The sequence below is a fragment of the Geomonas azotofigens genome, from assembly GCF_018919395.1.
Taxonomy (GTDB): domain Bacteria; phylum Desulfobacterota; class Desulfuromonadia; order Geobacterales; family Geobacteraceae; genus Geomonas; species Geomonas azotofigens.
In genome coordinates, this window is the sequence record NZ_JAHLME010000008.1 from 60,195 (window position 1) to 76,357 (window position 16,163).

17 protein-coding genes are annotated in these 16,163 nt (G+C 63.5%); 16 read left to right on the plus strand and 1 reads right to left on the minus strand.

Annotation, left to right across the window (positions count from 1 at the left end):
• Positions 1 to 15: 15 nt before the first annotated feature.
• The 13 genes from hldE (at position 16) to ptsP (ending at position 12,325) form a co-directional block, all read left to right on the plus strand.
• Positions 16 to 1,479 carry a bifunctional D-glycero-beta-D-manno-heptose-7-phosphate kinase/D-glycero-beta-D-manno-heptose 1-phosphate adenylyltransferase HldE gene (hldE, locus tag KOL99_RS19480; RefSeq protein ID WP_216512142.1) on the plus strand — a complete coding sequence of 488 codons (1,464 nt, stop codon included), beginning with the start codon at positions 16 to 18 and terminating at the stop codon, positions 1,477 to 1,479.
• A 72-nt stretch (positions 1,480 to 1,551) separates the two neighbouring features.
• Positions 1,552 to 2,604 carry a GDP-mannose 4,6-dehydratase gene (gene gmd / locus KOL99_RS19485; protein ID WP_216512143.1) on the plus strand — a complete coding sequence of 351 codons (1,053 nt, stop codon included), beginning with the start codon at positions 1,552 to 1,554 and terminating at the stop codon, positions 2,602 to 2,604.
• Positions 2,594 to 3,523, plus strand: coding sequence for a GDP-L-fucose synthase (gene fcl / locus KOL99_RS19490; RefSeq protein WP_216512144.1), 930 nt, complete (start codon positions 2,594 to 2,596; stop codon positions 3,521 to 3,523). The genes gmd and fcl overlap by 11 nt, the downstream gene beginning before the upstream one ends.
• Positions 3,524 to 3,727: 204 nt before the next feature.
• Entirely contained in the window at positions 3,728 to 4,300 is a 573-nt protein-coding gene (lptC, locus tag KOL99_RS19495) for an LPS export ABC transporter periplasmic protein LptC (RefSeq protein WP_216512145.1), read from the plus strand.
• Entirely contained in the window at positions 4,300 to 4,791 is a 492-nt protein-coding gene (gene lptA, locus KOL99_RS19500) for a lipopolysaccharide transport periplasmic protein LptA (RefSeq protein ID WP_216512146.1), read from the plus strand. Before lptC ends, lptA begins: the two co-directional genes overlap by 1 nt.
• On the plus strand, positions 4,772 to 5,509 hold the full coding sequence (lptB, locus tag KOL99_RS19505; RefSeq protein ID WP_216512147.1) for an LPS export ABC transporter ATP-binding protein: 738 nt from the start codon (positions 4,772 to 4,774) through the stop codon (positions 5,507 to 5,509). Before lptA ends, lptB begins: the two co-directional genes overlap by 20 nt.
• Positions 5,510 to 5,750: 241 nt before the next feature.
• A complete protein-coding gene (gene rpoN, locus KOL99_RS19510; protein WP_216512148.1) occupies positions 5,751 to 7,298 on the plus strand; it encodes an RNA polymerase factor sigma-54 in 1,548 nt (515 codons plus the stop codon).
• A 61-nt stretch (positions 7,299 to 7,359) separates the two neighbouring features.
• Positions 7,360 to 7,908, plus strand: coding sequence for a ribosome hibernation-promoting factor, HPF/YfiA family (hpf, locus tag KOL99_RS19515; protein WP_183349769.1), 549 nt, complete (start codon positions 7,360 to 7,362; stop codon positions 7,906 to 7,908).
• 148 nt (positions 7,909 to 8,056) lie between these two features.
• On the plus strand, positions 8,057 to 9,007 hold the full coding sequence (gene hprK / locus KOL99_RS19520; protein ID WP_216499982.1) for an HPr(Ser) kinase/phosphatase: 951 nt from the start codon (positions 8,057 to 8,059) through the stop codon (positions 9,005 to 9,007).
• 1 nt (position 9,008) lies between these two features.
• The gene (rapZ, locus tag KOL99_RS19525) at positions 9,009 to 9,872 is read left to right on the plus strand and encodes an RNase adapter RapZ (protein WP_216512149.1); all 864 of its coding nucleotides are present in this window, start codon (positions 9,009 to 9,011) and stop codon (positions 9,870 to 9,872) included.
• Entirely contained in the window at positions 9,869 to 10,264 is a 396-nt protein-coding gene (locus tag KOL99_RS19530; RefSeq protein WP_216512150.1) for a PTS sugar transporter subunit IIA, read from the plus strand. The genes rapZ and KOL99_RS19530 overlap by 4 nt, the downstream gene beginning before the upstream one ends.
• 53 nt (positions 10,265 to 10,317) lie before the next feature.
• A complete protein-coding gene (locus tag KOL99_RS19535; protein WP_183349776.1) occupies positions 10,318 to 10,584 on the plus strand; it encodes an HPr family phosphocarrier protein in 267 nt (88 codons plus the stop codon).
• The gene (gene ptsP / locus KOL99_RS19540; RefSeq protein WP_216512151.1) at positions 10,565 to 12,325 is read left to right on the plus strand and encodes a phosphoenolpyruvate--protein phosphotransferase; all 1,761 of its coding nucleotides are present in this window, start codon (positions 10,565 to 10,567) and stop codon (positions 12,323 to 12,325) included. The genes KOL99_RS19535 and ptsP overlap by 20 nt, the downstream gene beginning before the upstream one ends.
• Here the strand turns inward: ptsP and KOL99_RS19545 are convergent.
• Entirely contained in the window at positions 12,322 to 13,101 is a 780-nt protein-coding gene (locus KOL99_RS19545) for a phosphorylase family protein (protein WP_216512152.1), read from the minus strand. The two genes, ptsP and KOL99_RS19545, sit on opposite strands and share 4 nt — an antisense overlap.
• A 155-nt stretch (positions 13,102 to 13,256) precedes the next feature.
• Between KOL99_RS19545 and hpnJ the strand changes: the two genes are divergently transcribed.
• From hpnJ to KOL99_RS19560, 3 genes are all read left to right on the plus strand, one after another.
• Positions 13,257 to 14,678 (plus strand): hopanoid biosynthesis associated radical SAM protein HpnJ, encoded by a 1,422-nt coding sequence (hpnJ, locus tag KOL99_RS19550; protein WP_216512153.1) that lies wholly within the window; start codon positions 13,257 to 13,259, stop codon positions 14,676 to 14,678.
• Between the two features lie 126 nt (positions 14,679 to 14,804).
• Positions 14,805 to 15,671, plus strand: coding sequence for a hopanoid biosynthesis-associated protein HpnK (gene hpnK / locus KOL99_RS19555; protein WP_216512154.1), 867 nt, complete (start codon positions 14,805 to 14,807; stop codon positions 15,669 to 15,671).
• The gene (locus tag KOL99_RS19560) at positions 15,664 to 16,044 is read left to right on the plus strand and encodes an EamA family transporter (protein ID WP_199390410.1); all 381 of its coding nucleotides are present in this window, start codon (positions 15,664 to 15,666) and stop codon (positions 16,042 to 16,044) included. The genes hpnK and KOL99_RS19560 overlap by 8 nt, the downstream gene beginning before the upstream one ends.
• Positions 16,045 to 16,163: the final 119 nt, after the last annotated feature.

A 16,163-nucleotide genomic window follows, 5' to 3' on the forward strand; every position in this document is an offset into this window, starting at 1 on the left:
CCATCAGGAGAACCCATGGATAGGCGAGAAGTAGAATCCTTTTTTGAGCGCGCCGCCTCGGTGCGTGCCCTCGTGGTAGGCGACCTGATGCTGGACGAATACCTCTGGGGACGCGCGGAACGGATCTCGCCGGAGGCGCCGGTACAGGTGGTCGAGGTGGCGCGCGAAGACCTGCGCCTTGGGGGCGCGGGCAACGTGGTCAACAACCTCGCCGCCCTCGGCTGCCGCGTGTCTGTCGGCTCCGTAATCGGCACTGACGAAAACGGCCAGCTTCTGCGCCACGCGCTGGAGGAGAAGGGGACCGGGGTGGACGGGCTGGTCGAGGACCCTGAGCGGACCACCAGCAAGAAGACCCGCGTCATCGCGGCCAACCAGCAGATCGTCCGGATCGACCGGGAAATGCGCTCCTCCATCGGAGCCGCCAGCGAGAAGGCGCTGCTCGATTACCTCCTGGCCCACCTGGGCGAGTTCGACGTGGTGGTGGTCTCCGACTACCTGAAGGGGGTCCTGACTCCGCCCCTGCTCGCCGCGCTCTGCCGCAAAGGCAGGGAACTCGGCGTGCCGGTGGTGGTCGACCCCAAGGGGGACGACTTCGCCAAGTACCGCGGCGCAACCGTGCTCACCCCCAACCGCAAGGAGGCGGAGGTCGCCTCGGGGACCGCCATAACCGACCAGGCCTCGCTGGAACAGGCGGCGTCCCAAATACTCTCCAGCCTGGAGCTGGACGCGCTCCTCATCACCCGCAGCGAGGCGGGCATGTCGCTCTTCCCGGCACAGGGGGAGGCGGTGCACATCCCGACGGTCGCCCGCGAGGTCTTCGACGTGACCGGCGCCGGCGACACGGTGATCTCGGTCCTCTCGCTGGGGCTTGCCTGCGGGCTCACCCTCGCCGACGCGGCCTGGGTCGCCAACGTGGCGGCCGGCATCGTGGTCGGCAAGCTCGGCACCTCCACGGTCTCGCCGCGCGAGATCATCGCGGAGGTCGGACACTCCCTGCGCGACAGCGATTCGAAGATCAAGAACCTGGACGTCCTGGCCCACCTGATGGCCCGGGAGCGCGCCCGTGGCAAAAAAATGGTCTTCACCAACGGCTGCTTCGATCTTTTACACGTGGGGCACGTGAAATACCTGCAGAAGGCGCGCGAGTTGGGCGATCTCCTGGTGGTGGGGCTCAACACCGACGACTCGGTGCGCCGGCTCAAGGGGGAGGGGAGACCGCTCATCGAGGAGACGGAGCGGGCGCACATCCTGGCGGCCCTGGGCTGCGTCGACTACGTCATCCTTTTCGACGAGGACACGCCGCTGCGGCTGATCGAGGCGCTCCGCCCCTCGATCCTGGTCAAGGGGGGGGACTACAGCATCGACGAGGTCGTGGGGCGCGAACTGGTTGAATCCATGGGGGGGCGGGTCGAGCTGATCGAGTTCGTGGACGGCCGTTCCACCAGCCGCATCATCGACAAGATCCTCTCTTCCAAATAAGTTTCGGCGCTCCCGGTTGCCATACCGCCGCCGCATGCTATTCATTATTGGATCAAATTTTATGGAGGCCTCATGAAGAAGGCGTTTATCACCGGTATCACTGGACAGGACGGTTCCTATCTCGCCGAACTTCTCTTGCAGAAGGGGTACGAGGTGCACGGTATGATCCGCCGCTCCTCCTCCTTCAACACCGGCCGCATCGACCACATCTACCGCGACCCGCACGAGGCCGACACGCGCCTCTTTCTCCATTACGGCGACCTGAATGACGCCAGTTCGGTGAACCGCCTGCTGCGCGAGATCCATCCGGACGAGATCTACAACCTGGGCGCCCAGAGCCACGTCCGCGTCTCGTTCGACGTCCCGGAGTACACCGGCGAGGTGGACGCCCTCGGGACGGTGCGCATCCTGGAGGGGATCCAGGAAGCCGGCATCACCACCCGTTTCTACCAGGCCTCCTCCTCCGAACTTTACGGCAAGGTGCTGGAAACTCCCCAGAAGGAGACCACCCCTTTCTACCCCCGCTCCCCGTACGCCTGTGCCAAGGCCTATGCCTTCTATATCACGGTGAATTACCGGGAAAGCTACAACATGTTCGCCTGTAACGGCATCCTCTTCAACCACGAGTCGCCCCGCCGCGGCGAGACCTTCGTGACCCGCAAGATCACCCGCGCCGCCGCGCGCATCAAGCTGGGGCTGCAGGACCGTCTCTACCTGGGGAACCTGGAGGCGAAGAGGGACTGGGGCTTCGCGGGCGACTACGTCGAGGCGATGTGGCGCATGCTGCAGGCGGACCGCCCCGACGATTACGTCGTCGCTACCGGCGAGACCCACAGCGTCAGGGAGTTCGCCGAGCAGGTCTTTGGCAGCCTCGGCATGGAACTCACCTGGAAAGGGGAGGGCGAAGGTGAGCGGGGGATCGATGTCAAGACCGGCAAGACCCTGATCGAGATCGACCCGCGCTACTTCCGTCCGGCGGAGGTCGACCTGCTGCTGGGGGACGCGACCAAGGCCAGACGCGAGCTTGGGTGGGAGCCGAAGACGAGCTTCCCGCAGCTGGTCAAGATGATGACCGAGTCCGATCTCGCCATCGCGCAACGGGAGCTGCGGGCCGATGGAAAATAACGCCAAGATATTCGTGGCCGGGCATCGCGGCCTGGTCGGGTCGGCCCTGGTGCGGGAGCTGGAGCGCCAGGGGTACGCCAACCTGGTGCTGCGCAAGAGCTCCGAGCTCGACCTGCGCGACCAGGCGGCGACCCGGACCTTCTTCGAGGCGGAGCGCCCGGAGTACGTGTTCCTGGCGGCCGCCAAGGTGGGGGGCATCGTCGCCAACAACAGCTTCCCCGCCGACTTCATCTACGACAACCTGATGATCCAGAACAACGTGCTGCACTCGAGCTACCTCGCCGGGGTCAAGAAGCTGCTCCTCTTGGGCTCCACCTGCATCTACCCGAGGCTCGCGCCGCAGCCGATCAAGGAGGAGGCGCTGCTCACCGGCCCGCTGGAGCCGACCAACGAGCCGTACGCCATCGCCAAGATCGCCGGCATCAAGATGTGCCAGTCCTACAACCGCCAGTACGGCACCCGCTTCATCTGCGCCATGCCCACCAACCTCTACGGCCCCAACGACAACTTCGACCTCACCACCTCCCACGTCCTCCCCGCCCTGATCCGCAGGTTCCACGAGGCGAAGGCGGCCGGGGCGGAGAGCGTCACCATCTGGGGGACCGGGACCCCGTACCGCGAGTTCGTGCACGTGGACGACGTGGCCGGCGCCGCTTTGTTTCTCATGCGGCATTACGAGGGGTGGGACCCGGTGAACGTGGGGAGCGGCGAGGAACTTTCCATCGCCGAACTCGCGCGGAAAATAGCGGCGGTAGTCGGCTTCGCCGGTGCCATCCTCTTCGACACTGCCAAGCCCGACGGCACCCCCAGAAAGCTCAGCGACGTGAGCCGCATCCACGAGCTGGGGTGGCACCATACCATCGAGCTCGACCAGGGGCTCAGAGACACCTACGCCTGGTACCTCGCCAACCGCTGCTGATTTCGTCTCCTCTCCCGACAGATCGGAGCGCTGCCGGTGCCGTTTTCGAACCGGGACCGGCGGCGCATTAAGCTGCCGAATTCTCATGAATTACTCGGCCAACTACCGTTTTGCGCCTTCTTCAATCTTTGTGCCAAAATTTTCGAAGCGCACCAAAATGCGCTTTACAGTGAATTTTTTAGATGCTATACTTCCAGCGAAATCATGCATAACTTCAATAATTTCAAGCGATTCCTCGGCGTCCTGGCAGTTGTCGCCTCCCTGATGGTGATTGCCACCATAGTCTTCCGTATGCAGCAGGAAGTAGCCCCGAAACTGTCGGTGCGCAAGCTTCCTCTCCAGGTGGATGTCTCCCTGCACAATTTCCATTACACGGAAACCAAACAGGGGGTCAAGTATTGGGAGCTGGCGGCGGCACGGGCCGACTATAACAAGCAGGCCGACATCTCCTACCTCTCCGGCGTTCGGATGGTGGTGCATGGGGCGGGAGGGGTCGGCGAACTGCTGATTACCGCGGACCGCGGCGAATATCACAACGGGACCAGGGACGTCGCCCTGATCGGCAACGTGCGGGGTAAAAGCAACAAGGGGTACGGTTTTTCCGCCCCCCGCGTCAACTACGTCGCGGCGCGCGGCATGTTGCAGACCGCCGAGCGGGTCAGGTTGACGGACATCGGAAGCGAGTTGGAAGGGACAGGTATGGAGTACTACACGCAGACCAGGAAGTTCAGATTGTTGAAGGACATAAGCGCCGTGTACCGGCAGGGAGGGAAGTGATGCGCCGAATCGTCTCCTGCCTCGCGCTGCTGCTTGCCCTGGCCACGGCGGGCCACGCCGCCCAGGGCAACGCCAACAAAGAACCATTAAAGATAAAGTCGGACACCCTTAATACCGATAACGAGAAGAAGACCGCGACCTTCGAGGGGAAGGTGGTCGCCCGCCAGGGCGACATGACCCTGTACGCGGACCGCCTGATCGTCTCCTACAGCGGCCCCAACAACGAGGTGTCTCAGGTCGAGGCCTTCGGCAACGTGCGCATCGTGCAGGAGGAGCGCCAGGCCACCGGCGCCCACGGGATCTACGATCCCAAGCTGGCGCGCATCATCCTGGACGGCAACCCCAAGGTGGTTTCCGGCGAGGACGTGGTGACCGGCAGGATCATCACCTACTACGTCAACGAGCAGAGAAGCGTGGTTACCAGCGGCCCGAAGGAACGGGTGGAAGCGGTTATCCATCCGGGAGGGAAGAATGTCGGTGCCAAGCCGTAGCACCCTCTACACCAAGGGGCTGCAGAAGGGTTTCAACAAGCGCATGGTGGTGAAGGGAGTGGACCTGGAGATCTCCTCGGGAGAGGTGATCGGGTTGCTCGGCCCCAACGGCGCCGGCAAGACCACCACCTTCTACATGGTGGTCGGGCTCACCCGGCCGGACCAGGGGGAGGTCTTCCTGGACGGCGAGCCGATCACCGGGCTCCCCATGTACCAGAGGGCGCGCCGCGGCATCAGCTACCTCCCCCAGGAGCCGTCGGTGTTCCGGCGCCTTACCGTCAGGGATAACCTGATGGCCGTGCTGGAGACCATGGAACTCGAGCCGGTGCGGCGCCGGGAGCGGGTGGAGGAGCTCTTGGCCGAGTTCCGCATCGAGCACATCGCCGGGAGCCTCGGCTACGCGCTTTCCGGCGGGGAGAGGCGCCGCGTCGAGATCGCCCGGGCGCTGGCCACCGATCCCAGCTTCATCCTCTTGGACGAGCCGTTCGCCGGCATCGACCCGATCGCGGTGATCGATATTCAGAACATCATCACGGCCTTGAAGGGAAAGGGGCTCGGGGTGCTCATCTCCGACCACAACGTGCGCGAGACCCTCGGGGTGTGCGACAAGGCCTACATCATGAACGCCGGAGAGGTTCTCGAGGTGGGCGATCCGATACAAATATCCCAGAGCAAGAAGGCGCGTGAGATCTATCTGGGAGACAAGTTCAGGCTGTAAAGAAAAAAAGACGTTCTATGTTCTAGGTTCTACGTTCTACGTTAAAAATGCAAACCCCAGTCGCCAAAGATTGTGGCTTGCGCTATAATGAGAACAAAGGTAAATCGTACTCCATGAACACAGGAATCTGCCATTCTCATACAGCCGCACCCTTGTCATTTACACGGTTTTTCAACGGGTTTCCACGCTTTCAACGTAGAACATAGAACGTAGAACGGGTTTCAAGGGTTTGTGAGGACTTATGGCAATTGAGATGCGCCAGCAGATGAAAATGAGTCAGCAACTGGTGATGACACCCCAGTTGCAGCAGGCCATCAAGCTGCTTCAGCTCTCCAGGCTGGAGCTGCAGGACGTTGTGCGGCAGGAACTGGAGGAAAATCCCATCCTGGACGAGGTCATCGAACAGGAGGAGATCCGCGAGCCCGAGCAGCTCGAACTGCGCGAGAAGGAAGCCGAGCCGGAAAGTTCCGCCAGCGACTTCCAGGAGGTCCGCGCCGGCGAGGAGACCCGTGAGGCCGACTGGGATTCCTACATAGACGGCTACAACTACAGCTCCGGCGAGCAGTACTACGACGACGAGGACCGTCCCTCCTTTGAGAATCTCCTCACCAAGAAATCAACCCTCTTCGACCACCTGCTCTGGCAGCTCAGCCTGACCCGACTCACCGAGCGCGAGATGGCGGTCGGCGCCGAAATCATCGGCAACATCGACGAGGACGGCTACCTGCGCGCGAGCCTCGAGGACATCGCCTCGGCCTGCGTCCAGGTCCCCCCCTTCAGCGACGAGGCCCTGGAGTGGGCGGGGCTTGCCGCAGGCGCTTCCGAGGAGCAGCTGGCCGAGGCGGTCGACGGTTTCGCCGAGAGCGTGCTGACCCCGCTGGTGGAGGCGGTCCTGAAACGGATCCAGGAATTCGACCCGGTCGGGGTGGGGGCGCGCGACCTGCGCGAGTGCCTGCTGATCCAGGTGGCGAGCCTGGGCATGTCGGGGAGCCTGGTCGAGGCGCTTTTGCGCGACCACCTGAAGGACCTGGAGAGCCACAAGTACAAGCAGGCCGCAAAGGTGCTGGGCGTCGACGTGAACGATATCCTGGCCGCGACCCGCATCATCGCCGAGCTCGACCCCAAGCCGGGGCGGGTCTTTGGCAGCGACGACGTGCAGTACATCTCCGCCGACATCTTCGTGCACAAGGTGGGGGACGAGTACGTGGTGATGCTGAACGACGAGGGGATGCCCAACCTCAGGATCAACCCCATCTACGCACCCGAAGCCAAGTCGAGCCGTGCGGTGGACAAGGTGGCCGAGGACTACATCGGCGAGAAGATGCGCTCCGCCATCTGGCTCATCAAGAGCATCCAGCAGCGCCAGCGCACCATCTTCAAGGTCGCCAAGAGCATCGTCAAGTTCCAGCGCGACTTCCTGGACCGCGGCATCGAGCACCTGCGCCCGCTGGTTTTGCGCGACATCGCCGAGGATATCGGCATGCACGAGTCCACCATCAGCCGCGTCACCACCAACAAGTACATGCAGACCCCCCAGGGGCTCTTCGAGCTGAAGTACTTCTTCAACTCGGGGATCTCCACCGGCGAGGGGGATTTCATCGCCTCCGAGAGCGTCAAGAGCAAGATCAAGGAACTGGTGGACAACGAGGACCCCAAGCGCCCCTACTCGGACCAGCGCCTGGCGGAGCTCCTGTCCGGCCACAACATCGTCATCGCCCGGCGCACTGTCACCAAGTACCGCGAGATGCTCCGCATCGGCTCGTCTTCGGAGCGCAAGAAGCATTTCTAAACGCGAACACCGCTTGTGGCGGGCGCTTCGCGTGTATTGTCAATAAAGGGAGGTACTTCGTATGCAGATAACCACGACATTCAGGCACATGGAACCGAGCGAAGCGCTGAAGAGCTACGCGGAGGAGAAGCTGGACCGGGTTAAGAAATATATAGACGAGCCGATTGTCGTCCAGGTATTTTTGACCGTTGAGAAGATCCGCCACATGGCCGAGGTGACCATCAACGCCAAGGGGATCACCATCAAGGCCGCGGAAGAGACCAACGACATGTACGCCTCCATCGACGCCGTATCCGACAAGATCGAGCGCCAGCTGCGCCGCTTCAAGGAGCGCATCAAGGCCCACAAGCCCGCCTCCGACGCGCGCGAGCGCCAGGTGCAGAAGGCGATCGTGCAGGCCCAGGGGATCGAGGAAGGGACCCAGGCGCCGGTCATCATCAAGACCAAGAGCTTCACCATGAAACCGATGTCCGTCGAGGAGGCGGTGATGCAGATGGAACTGCTGCATAAGGACTTCCTGGTCTACACCGAGTCCTCCACCGAGACCATCAACGTGGTGTATCGCAGGAAAGACGGCAACTACGGCCTGATCTCGCCGGAGAACCCGTAGCGCTCCTTGAGCTGGAAAAAGGATCCGGAGCCCGGGCTTCGGATTGAAAAAGCGGATGGGAGGCGTCCCCGTGGCGCCTCCCATCGTGATAACGGCCCCTTCTGGGGCTGTTCGCGTGCACGGGGGAAAGGTCGCAGCATTGACAAGCATGAGCCTCAGCATCAAGGATCTGTTGGAAGACAAGGCTTACGGCCTCGACCTGCAGCTTCTGTGCGGTGACGAGGGCCTGAGTAACCGGCTCTACAGCTCCCGCATCCAAAAGCCGGGCCTGGCCCTCACCGGCTACACGGAGCACCTGCATCCGGACCGCGTCCAGGTGCTGGGGAACACCGAGATCTCCTACCTGAGCCAGATCCCCGAGGAGGTCGGCTCCCGGCACATCGAGAAGCTCTGCAGCTACCCCATCGCCTGCTTCATCGTCACCAAGGGGCTCGATCCTCCCGAGTTCTTAAAGCGCAGCGCCCAGGCGGCCGGCATCCCCCTTCTGGTGACCCACCACCAGTCCTCCACCTTCATCAGCCTGATCACCAAGTTCCTCGAAGAGAGCCTGCTTCCCTCGACCCATATCCACGGCGTGCTGGTCGACGTCCTCGGGGTCGGCGTGCTCCTTCTGGGCAAGAGCGGCATCGGCAAGAGCGAGTGCGCCCTCGACCTCGTCATCCGCGGCCATCGCCTGGTCGCCGACGACGTGATCCATATCAAGAAGAAGATGCCGGCGGCGCTGGTGGGGCAGGCCGGGGAGACCATCCAGTACCACATGGAGATCCGCGGCCTGGGGATCATCAACATCAAGGACCTGTACGGGGTCTCCTCGATCCGCGAGAAGAAGATCATCGACATGGTGCTGGAGCTCATGGAGTGGGACGCGAACCAGGAGTACGAGCGGCTGGGGATCGACGAACCGGTCAAGACCATCCTGGGGGTGGACCTGCCGCACCTGAAGATACCGGTCCGGCCGGGCCGCAACCTGACCTCGATCATCGAGGTGGCCGCCAGGAACTTCCTTTTGAAGGGGATGGGGTACCACTCGGCGCGGGAGTTCCACGAGAAGCTCCTGGCCCGCCTGGAGTTCCGCCCCCTGGGCAACGAGGTGGAGTAGCATGCGCATCGTCATCATAACCGGCCTCTCCGGATCGGGAAAATCGACGGCGGTGAAGGCGCTGGAGGACGAGGGGTTCTTCTGTCTCGACAACCTCCCGGTCTCCCTGGTGAGCACCTTCATCGAGCTCGTGGAGCACTCGCGCGAGGACATCAAGGACGTGGCCCTGGTGATGGACATCAGGAGCCGCGATTTCATCAAGGGGTACGACCAGGTGTTCCAGGCCATCGCCTCGGCCGGGCACAGCGTCAAGATCTTCTACTTCGACGCCACCGACGAGGTGCTGATCCGGCGCTTCTCCGAGACCCGGCGCCGCCACCCGGCGCTGGAGGGGGCGAGCGTCCCGGAGGGGATCCGCTTCGAGCGCGACCAGCTGGCCGGCCTTAGGCGCATCGCCACCGCCATCATCGACACCTCGGAGATGAACGTGCACCGCCTCAAGGAGGTGGTGATCGGGCTGGTGAAGGGGGGCGAGGGGGCCCTGGAGATGCAGGTGAACCTGCAGTCCTTCGGCTTTCGCTACGGGCTCCCCCTGGAGAGCGACCTGGTCATGGACGTGCGCTTTCTCCCCAACCCGTACTTCGTGGCCGAACTGCGCCACTTCTCCGGCCTGGAGCCGGGAGTGCGCGATTACGTCCTCAAGCAGAAGGAGACCATCGTGTTCCTGGAGCGTTTCCGGGACATGCTGGAGTTCCTGCTGCCGGGTTACCGCAGGGAGGGTAAGTCCTACCTCTCCGTTTCCATCGGCTGCACCGGCGGCAGACATCGCTCGGTGGCCATCGCAGAAGAGCTGTACAACTACTTCCGGCAGCGGAACGTGAACATAAAAATTTCCCACAGGGACATAGAGAAGGGGCTGGGATGATAGGACTGCTTTTGGTAGCACATGCCGGCGTGGCCAGTGAGCTTCTGACCGCGGCGGAGATGATAGTAGGGAAGTTGGAACTGGCCGAGGCGGTGGCGATCGCTCCCGACGCGTCGGCCACGGACGTCATGTCCGCCATCAAGGACGCGGTGGCCCGGGTCTCCGGCGACGGGGCCATCATCATGACCGACATGTTCGGAGGCACCCCATCCAACATGAGCATCTCCTTCCTGCAGGAGGGGAAGGTCGAGGTGTTGACCGGTGTGAACCTCCCCATGCTGATCCGCTTCACCCAGGAGCGCAACCGCTGCGGCGTGGCGGAACTCGCCCTGAAGCTCAAGGAGAGCGCGCAGGAGGGGATCACGGTAGCAGGGGACTTCCTGAAAAAGTAAGCAAAGGAGGATATCCCTACCGATGCCTTGGGCGCAGGTGGGGGAGTGCACATATGATAGAAGGCGAATTCGTAATACCCAACAAGCTTGGGCTGCATGCCCGGGCCTCCGCGCTCCTGGTGAAGACCTCCAGCGGCTTTTCCTCCGAGATCAGGATTGAGCGGGAGGGGGTCGAGGTGAACGGCAAGAGCATCATGGGGATCATGATGCTGGCGGCCGCCAAGGGGAGCACCATCACGCTCAAGGTCGAGGGGGCGGACGAGGTCGAGGCCTACGCCGCAATCGGGGAGCTGATCCGGAATGGATTCGGAGAAGAGTGAGTCGAGACAGCTGAGGGGGATCGGTGCCTCCGCCGGGATCGCCATCGGGCAGGTGCGCATCACCGACCGGCGCCGCGTCGCGGTCACCGAGGTGCTGGTGGCCAACGAGGAGATCCCGGGCGAGATGGAGCGCTTCAGCCGCGCCATCGAGCGGGCCAAGGGGGAACTCTGCGACCTGAGGGAGCAGCTCTCCAGCACCCACGGTCCCGAGCACCTCTGCGTCATCGACGCACACCTCATGCTCCTGGACGACACCATGCTGGTCGGCGAGACCACGCAGTACATCGAGCGCCTCGGCATCAACGCCGAGGGGGCCCTAAAACGGACCCTGGGGCGCTTCAAGGCCTTCTTCGAGGGGGTGGACGACGAGTACCTGCGCGAGCGCGGCGGCGACGTGGAGACGGTGGTCGAACGCGTGCTCCGGCACATGGTGGGGCAGAAACAGGAGCCGATCGACAACATCGAAGGGAAGGCGATCGTGGTGGCCCACGACCTCTCCCCGGCCGACATCCTGCAGATCGACAGGACCAAGGTGATGGGCTTCATCACCGACCTCGGGGGGAAGACCTCCCATTCCTCGATCCTGGCCCGCGCCTTCGAGGTCCCCGCCGTGGTGGGGCTCGAGCGGGCGACGACCGAGGTCCGCGAAGGGGACACGCTGATCATCGACGGCTCCACCGGGGTGGTCATCGTCAACCCAAGTGCCGAGGAATTCAAGGAGTACCTGCAGAAGAAGCAGCGCTACGAGTACGTGGAGCGGGAACTCCTGAAGCTGCGCGACCTGCCGGCCCAGACCCTGGACGGGCACCGGATGCGTCTCAAGGGGAACGTGGAGTTCATCGAGGAGGTCGCCTCCGTGCACAAGCACGGCGGCGAGGGGATCGGGCTCTACCGCACCGAGATGCTCTTTTTCAACCGCAGCAAGCTCCCCACCGAGGAGGAGCAGTTCGAGGCGTACGCGGCGCTGGTGAAGGAAATGGCGCCGCAGCCGGTGACCATCAGGACGCTCGATATCGGCGGCGACAAGTGCCTCACCGACCTCGACCTCTCCGACGAGATGAACCCGGCGCTGGGGGTGCGGGCGATCCGCCTCTCGCTGCGCCAGCCCGAGGCCTTCAAGGCGCAGTTGCGCGCGATCCTCAGGGCGAGCGCCTTCGGCGAGGTGAAGCTCTTCTTCCCGATGGTGTCAGGTGTGCCCGAGGTGCGGGCCGCCAAGGCCCTGTTGGAGGAAGTGAAGGAGGAACTGCGCGGCAGGCACCCCTTCGATGAGAAGGTGCAGGTCGGCATCATGATCGAGATCCCGTCCGCCGTGGTCATCGCCGATCTCCTGGCGGCCGAGGTCGATTTCTTCAGCGTCGGCACCAACGACCTGATCCAGTACACGCTGGCCATCGACCGCACCAACGAGCACCTCTCCTCGCTGTTCCAGCCGCTGCACCCGGCCGTGCTCCGTTCGCTGAAGACCATCGTCGACGCGGCGCATGCGGCGGGGATCGAGGCCTCCATCTGCGGCGAGATGGCGGGGGACCCGGAGTACCTCCCGATCCTTTTGGGGCTTGGTTACGACGAGCTTTCCATGAACGCGGTCTCCATCCCGCGCGTCAAGAAGATCCTTCGTCGTTGCACCGTGCAGGAGGCGCGCGAGGTGGCCCTGAAGGCCCTGGGCTTTGCCACCGCCGCCGAGGCGGACGCCTACCTGAAAGGCGAGATCGCCGCCCGGTTTTCCGAGAGCTTCGACTAAAGCGGGGGCTGCCGCGTCAGCGCCTGCAGCGCGAGCTCGACGGCCAGCGCCAGCCGCTTCCCCGCCCTCCGGCAATTTCCCGACAGCCTGATCAGTTGCGGAATCAGCCACGGCCGCTTGGTCATGGTCCACGCCACCCGCCACGGGACCAGGTTGAGGCTGGCGTCGCAGAACTCCTCGATGGTGAACCCGAGCTCCTCGTCGGCCGCGTCGCTTACCCCCCGGATCGCCACCAACGGAACCCCCGCGGCCTGCGCCTGTTCGAGCACCGCCGCCGTCTCCATCTCGAGCAGCGGCAGCGGTGTGCTCCCGCCGAGCAGGCTCGCCATCTCGCCCTTGTTCCTGATGCCGCTGGCGGTGATGAAGCCTCCGCGCCGCAACTGCACCCCCACCCTGGCGCAGCTGTCCTGTAGCAGGGCCGCCAGTGCCGAGTCGGGCGGCGGGAGCTCGCTCAGCCCGTCCTGGTCCAGGCGAAAGACCCGGTCCGCCAGCACCAGTTCGCCGACCTCGAGGCCGGGCAGGACGGCGCCGCCGAAGCCGAAATGGAGGATCGCATCCGGTTGCGCGTGCCTGATCAGCGCCCTGGTTGCCGCCGCGCCCTGCGCGGGACCCATCCCGGACTCGATCAGGTTGACCAGGCTGCCGTTCACGGGGAAGCGGTACAGGTTGCGCCCGTCGATGTTGCCGCGCGCGTATCCCTTTATGCGCGCCAGTACCGGCGCTATCTCCTGGGGCATGGCGGCCACCACGCCCAGGCTTTTGTTTTCCTTGGCCATTTTGGTTCTCCCTTTCGACCGGTCACTTTATCAGAGGGGAGGCGCAACCGCAACGCTTTCCCTGGCTAAAGGCCGGTTCGCCTTGACAAAAGGTGGCCGCCGTCTTATAGTCAGGCTTCTTTTTTTTGGTGTGACGCTATTAATCTGGAGGGTGTATGAAGCCGTTGTTTTTGAACCCGCCGACCTTCGAAGATTTTGACGGAGGTGCCGGTGCGCGCTACCAGGCCTCGCGCGAGGTGACCTCTTTCTGGTTCCCCGGCTGGCTCACCTATCCTGCCGGGATGATCGAAGGCTCCCGCGTGGTCGACGCGCCGGTGCAGCGCCTGGACCTCGATGCCTGCCTTGATATAGCCAAAGATTACGACATGGTGGTGATGTACACCTCCACCCCGACCCTCGCCATCGACGTGGAGACCGCACGCCGGGTCAAGGCGCAGAAACCCGGGACGGTGACGGTACTGACCGGTCCCCACGTGAGCATCCTCCCCGAAGAGAGCCTCCGCTTCGCCGCCGGCGCGGTCGACATCGTCTGCCGCGGCGAGTTCGACTACTCCACCAAGGAACTGTGCGAGGGGAAACCCTGGGAAGAGGTGGACGGCATCAGCTTCCTGAAAGACGGCAAGGTGGTGCACACCAAGGACCGCCCCCCGATCGCCGACCTGGACGCGCTTCCCTTTGCCAGCAAGATCTACCAGCGCGACCTCCCCATCGACGAGTACGTGATCCCTCATTTCCGGCATCCCTACGTCTCCATCTACGCCAGCCGCGGCTGCCCCTCGCGCTGCATCTACTGCCTGTGGCCCCAGACCTTCTCCGGGCGCACGCTCAGAAAGAGAAGTCCGCAGAACGTGTACGAGGAGGTGAAGTGGATCAAGGAGAACCTCCCCCACGTGAAGGACATCTCCTTCGACGACGACACCTTCACCGCCGACAAGCAGCACGCCATCGCCATCGCCAGGCTCATCAAGCCGTTGAACGTCTCCTGGGTGATCAACGCCCGCGCCAACTGCGACTACGAGACCCTGAAGGAGCTGCGCGAGGCGGGGATGCACCACGTGGTGGTGGGCTACGAATCCGGCAACGAACAGATCCTCAAGAACATCAAGAAGGGGGTCACCAAGGCGCAGGCGATCGAGTTCACCAAAAACTGCAAGAAGCTCGGCATCACCGTGCACGGCGCCTTCGTGCTGGGACTTCCCGGCGAGACCCGCGAGACCATCAAGGAAACCATCGCCTACGCCATCGATCTCGACCTCACCTCGATCCAGGTCTCCCTGGCCTCCCCGTACCCGGGGACCGAGTTCTACCAGATGGCCAAGGAGAACGGCTGGATCGCCTCCGACAGCTTCCTCGACGAGACCGGGCACCAGAAGTGCGTCATCAACTACCCCGATCTCACCAACCAGGAGATCTTCGACGCGGTGGAGCTGTTCTACAACAAGTTCTACTTCCGCCCCCGCTACATAGCGCGCAGTATCTTCAGCATGCTGGTCGACTCCCAGGTGCGCCGCAAGCTCCTGAAAGAAGGGGCACAGTACCTGAGCTACATGAGAAAGCGCAAGCAGGCCGCCTGCTAGCGAGCTTTAGACGATTTTGCACCGGCGTGGTTCCCTCCCCCGGAGGGGGAGGGTTAGGGAGGGGGACGTTGTGTCGTTCCCCCCTCCCGACCTCCCCCCTCCTGGGGGAGGAGACGATAGGTCCCTATGAAAGAGATAATCTTGAACGCCGACGACTTCGGCCTGAGCGACGGGGCGAACCGCGGCATCATCAAGGCCTGGCTGGAAGGTCTGCTCACCAGCACCTCCCTCATGGTGGGGGGAGACGCCTTCGAGGAGGCGGCCGCCTTCGCGCGCGCCAACCCCTCCCTGCAGGTCGGGCTGCACCTCACCCTGGTGCAGGGGAGCGCGGTGCTGGCGCAGGGGGGATTGCCCGCCCTGACCGACGCGGGAGGGGAGTTCACCGACGACCCGGTCCTGGCCGGGATGCGCTACTTCTTCCTGAAGGGGCTGAGGAAAAAGCTGCGCCTGGAGATCGACGCCCAACTGGCGAAGTGCCGGGACGCCGGGGTCGAGTTGTCCCACGTCGATGGCCACCTCAATATCCACATGCACCCGGTGGTGTTCGACATTCTGTGCGAGCTGATGCCCACCTACGGCATCAAGAGCTTTCGGCTCACCAGGGAGAACCTCCCGGCGAACCTCGCGCTAAACCGCAGCCGGCTGGTGGGGAAGTGCGCCGACGCCTTCATCTTTGCCCGCCTGGCCGATCGCTGTCGGCCACGTTTGGAGCGCCTGGGCATCCGCTATGCGCACGAGGTGAAGGGGCTGCTGAACTCCGGGCAGATGACCGAGGCGTACCTGCTGCGGGCACTGGACGGGGTAGGGGAGGGGCTCACCGAGATCTACTTCCATCCCGGCTGCCATCCCTGTGCCACGCTCAAGCGCCGCATGCCTGATTACCAGCACGAGGCGGAGCTGGCGGCGCTCACCAGCCCCCGTGTGCGTGAGAAACTGGCGGCAGCCGGCATCAGACTGAAAAACTATCGCGGAGAGGAAAAGGCGTATGTTTAAGACCGTAGTAGTCATGCTGGCGGCGGTCACGGCGGGGACCATAGGGGACCTGCTGCTGGCCAGCGGCATGAAGGAACTGGGGGACATTTCCACCATGAACCTGAGGGGGATCATGAGGGTCGCCGTGCAGGCGCTCACCACCCCGAAGCTGGTCTTTGGCACCGCCATGCTTGCCGTCTTCTTCTTCCTCTGGCTCGCCGTACTCTCCTGGGAGGACCTGTCGGTAGCCCTGCCCATGCAGGCCCTGAACTACATACTGGTCGCCTTCCTGTCCCAGTACTTTCTGCACGAGGTGGTGAGCCCGTTGCGCTGGGCGGGGACCGTGCTGGTCGCAATCGGCGTGATCATGATCACCAAGAGCAGCGGGGCGTAGGGGCGAATAATCATTCGCCCTATCCCCCCCATCCCCTCGCCCCAGGACAACCTCCCACGTCGAATTCCCCGATTTCGACGCCGCCTCGTGTGAAACGTCTAACATTAGGTAATGCCTAA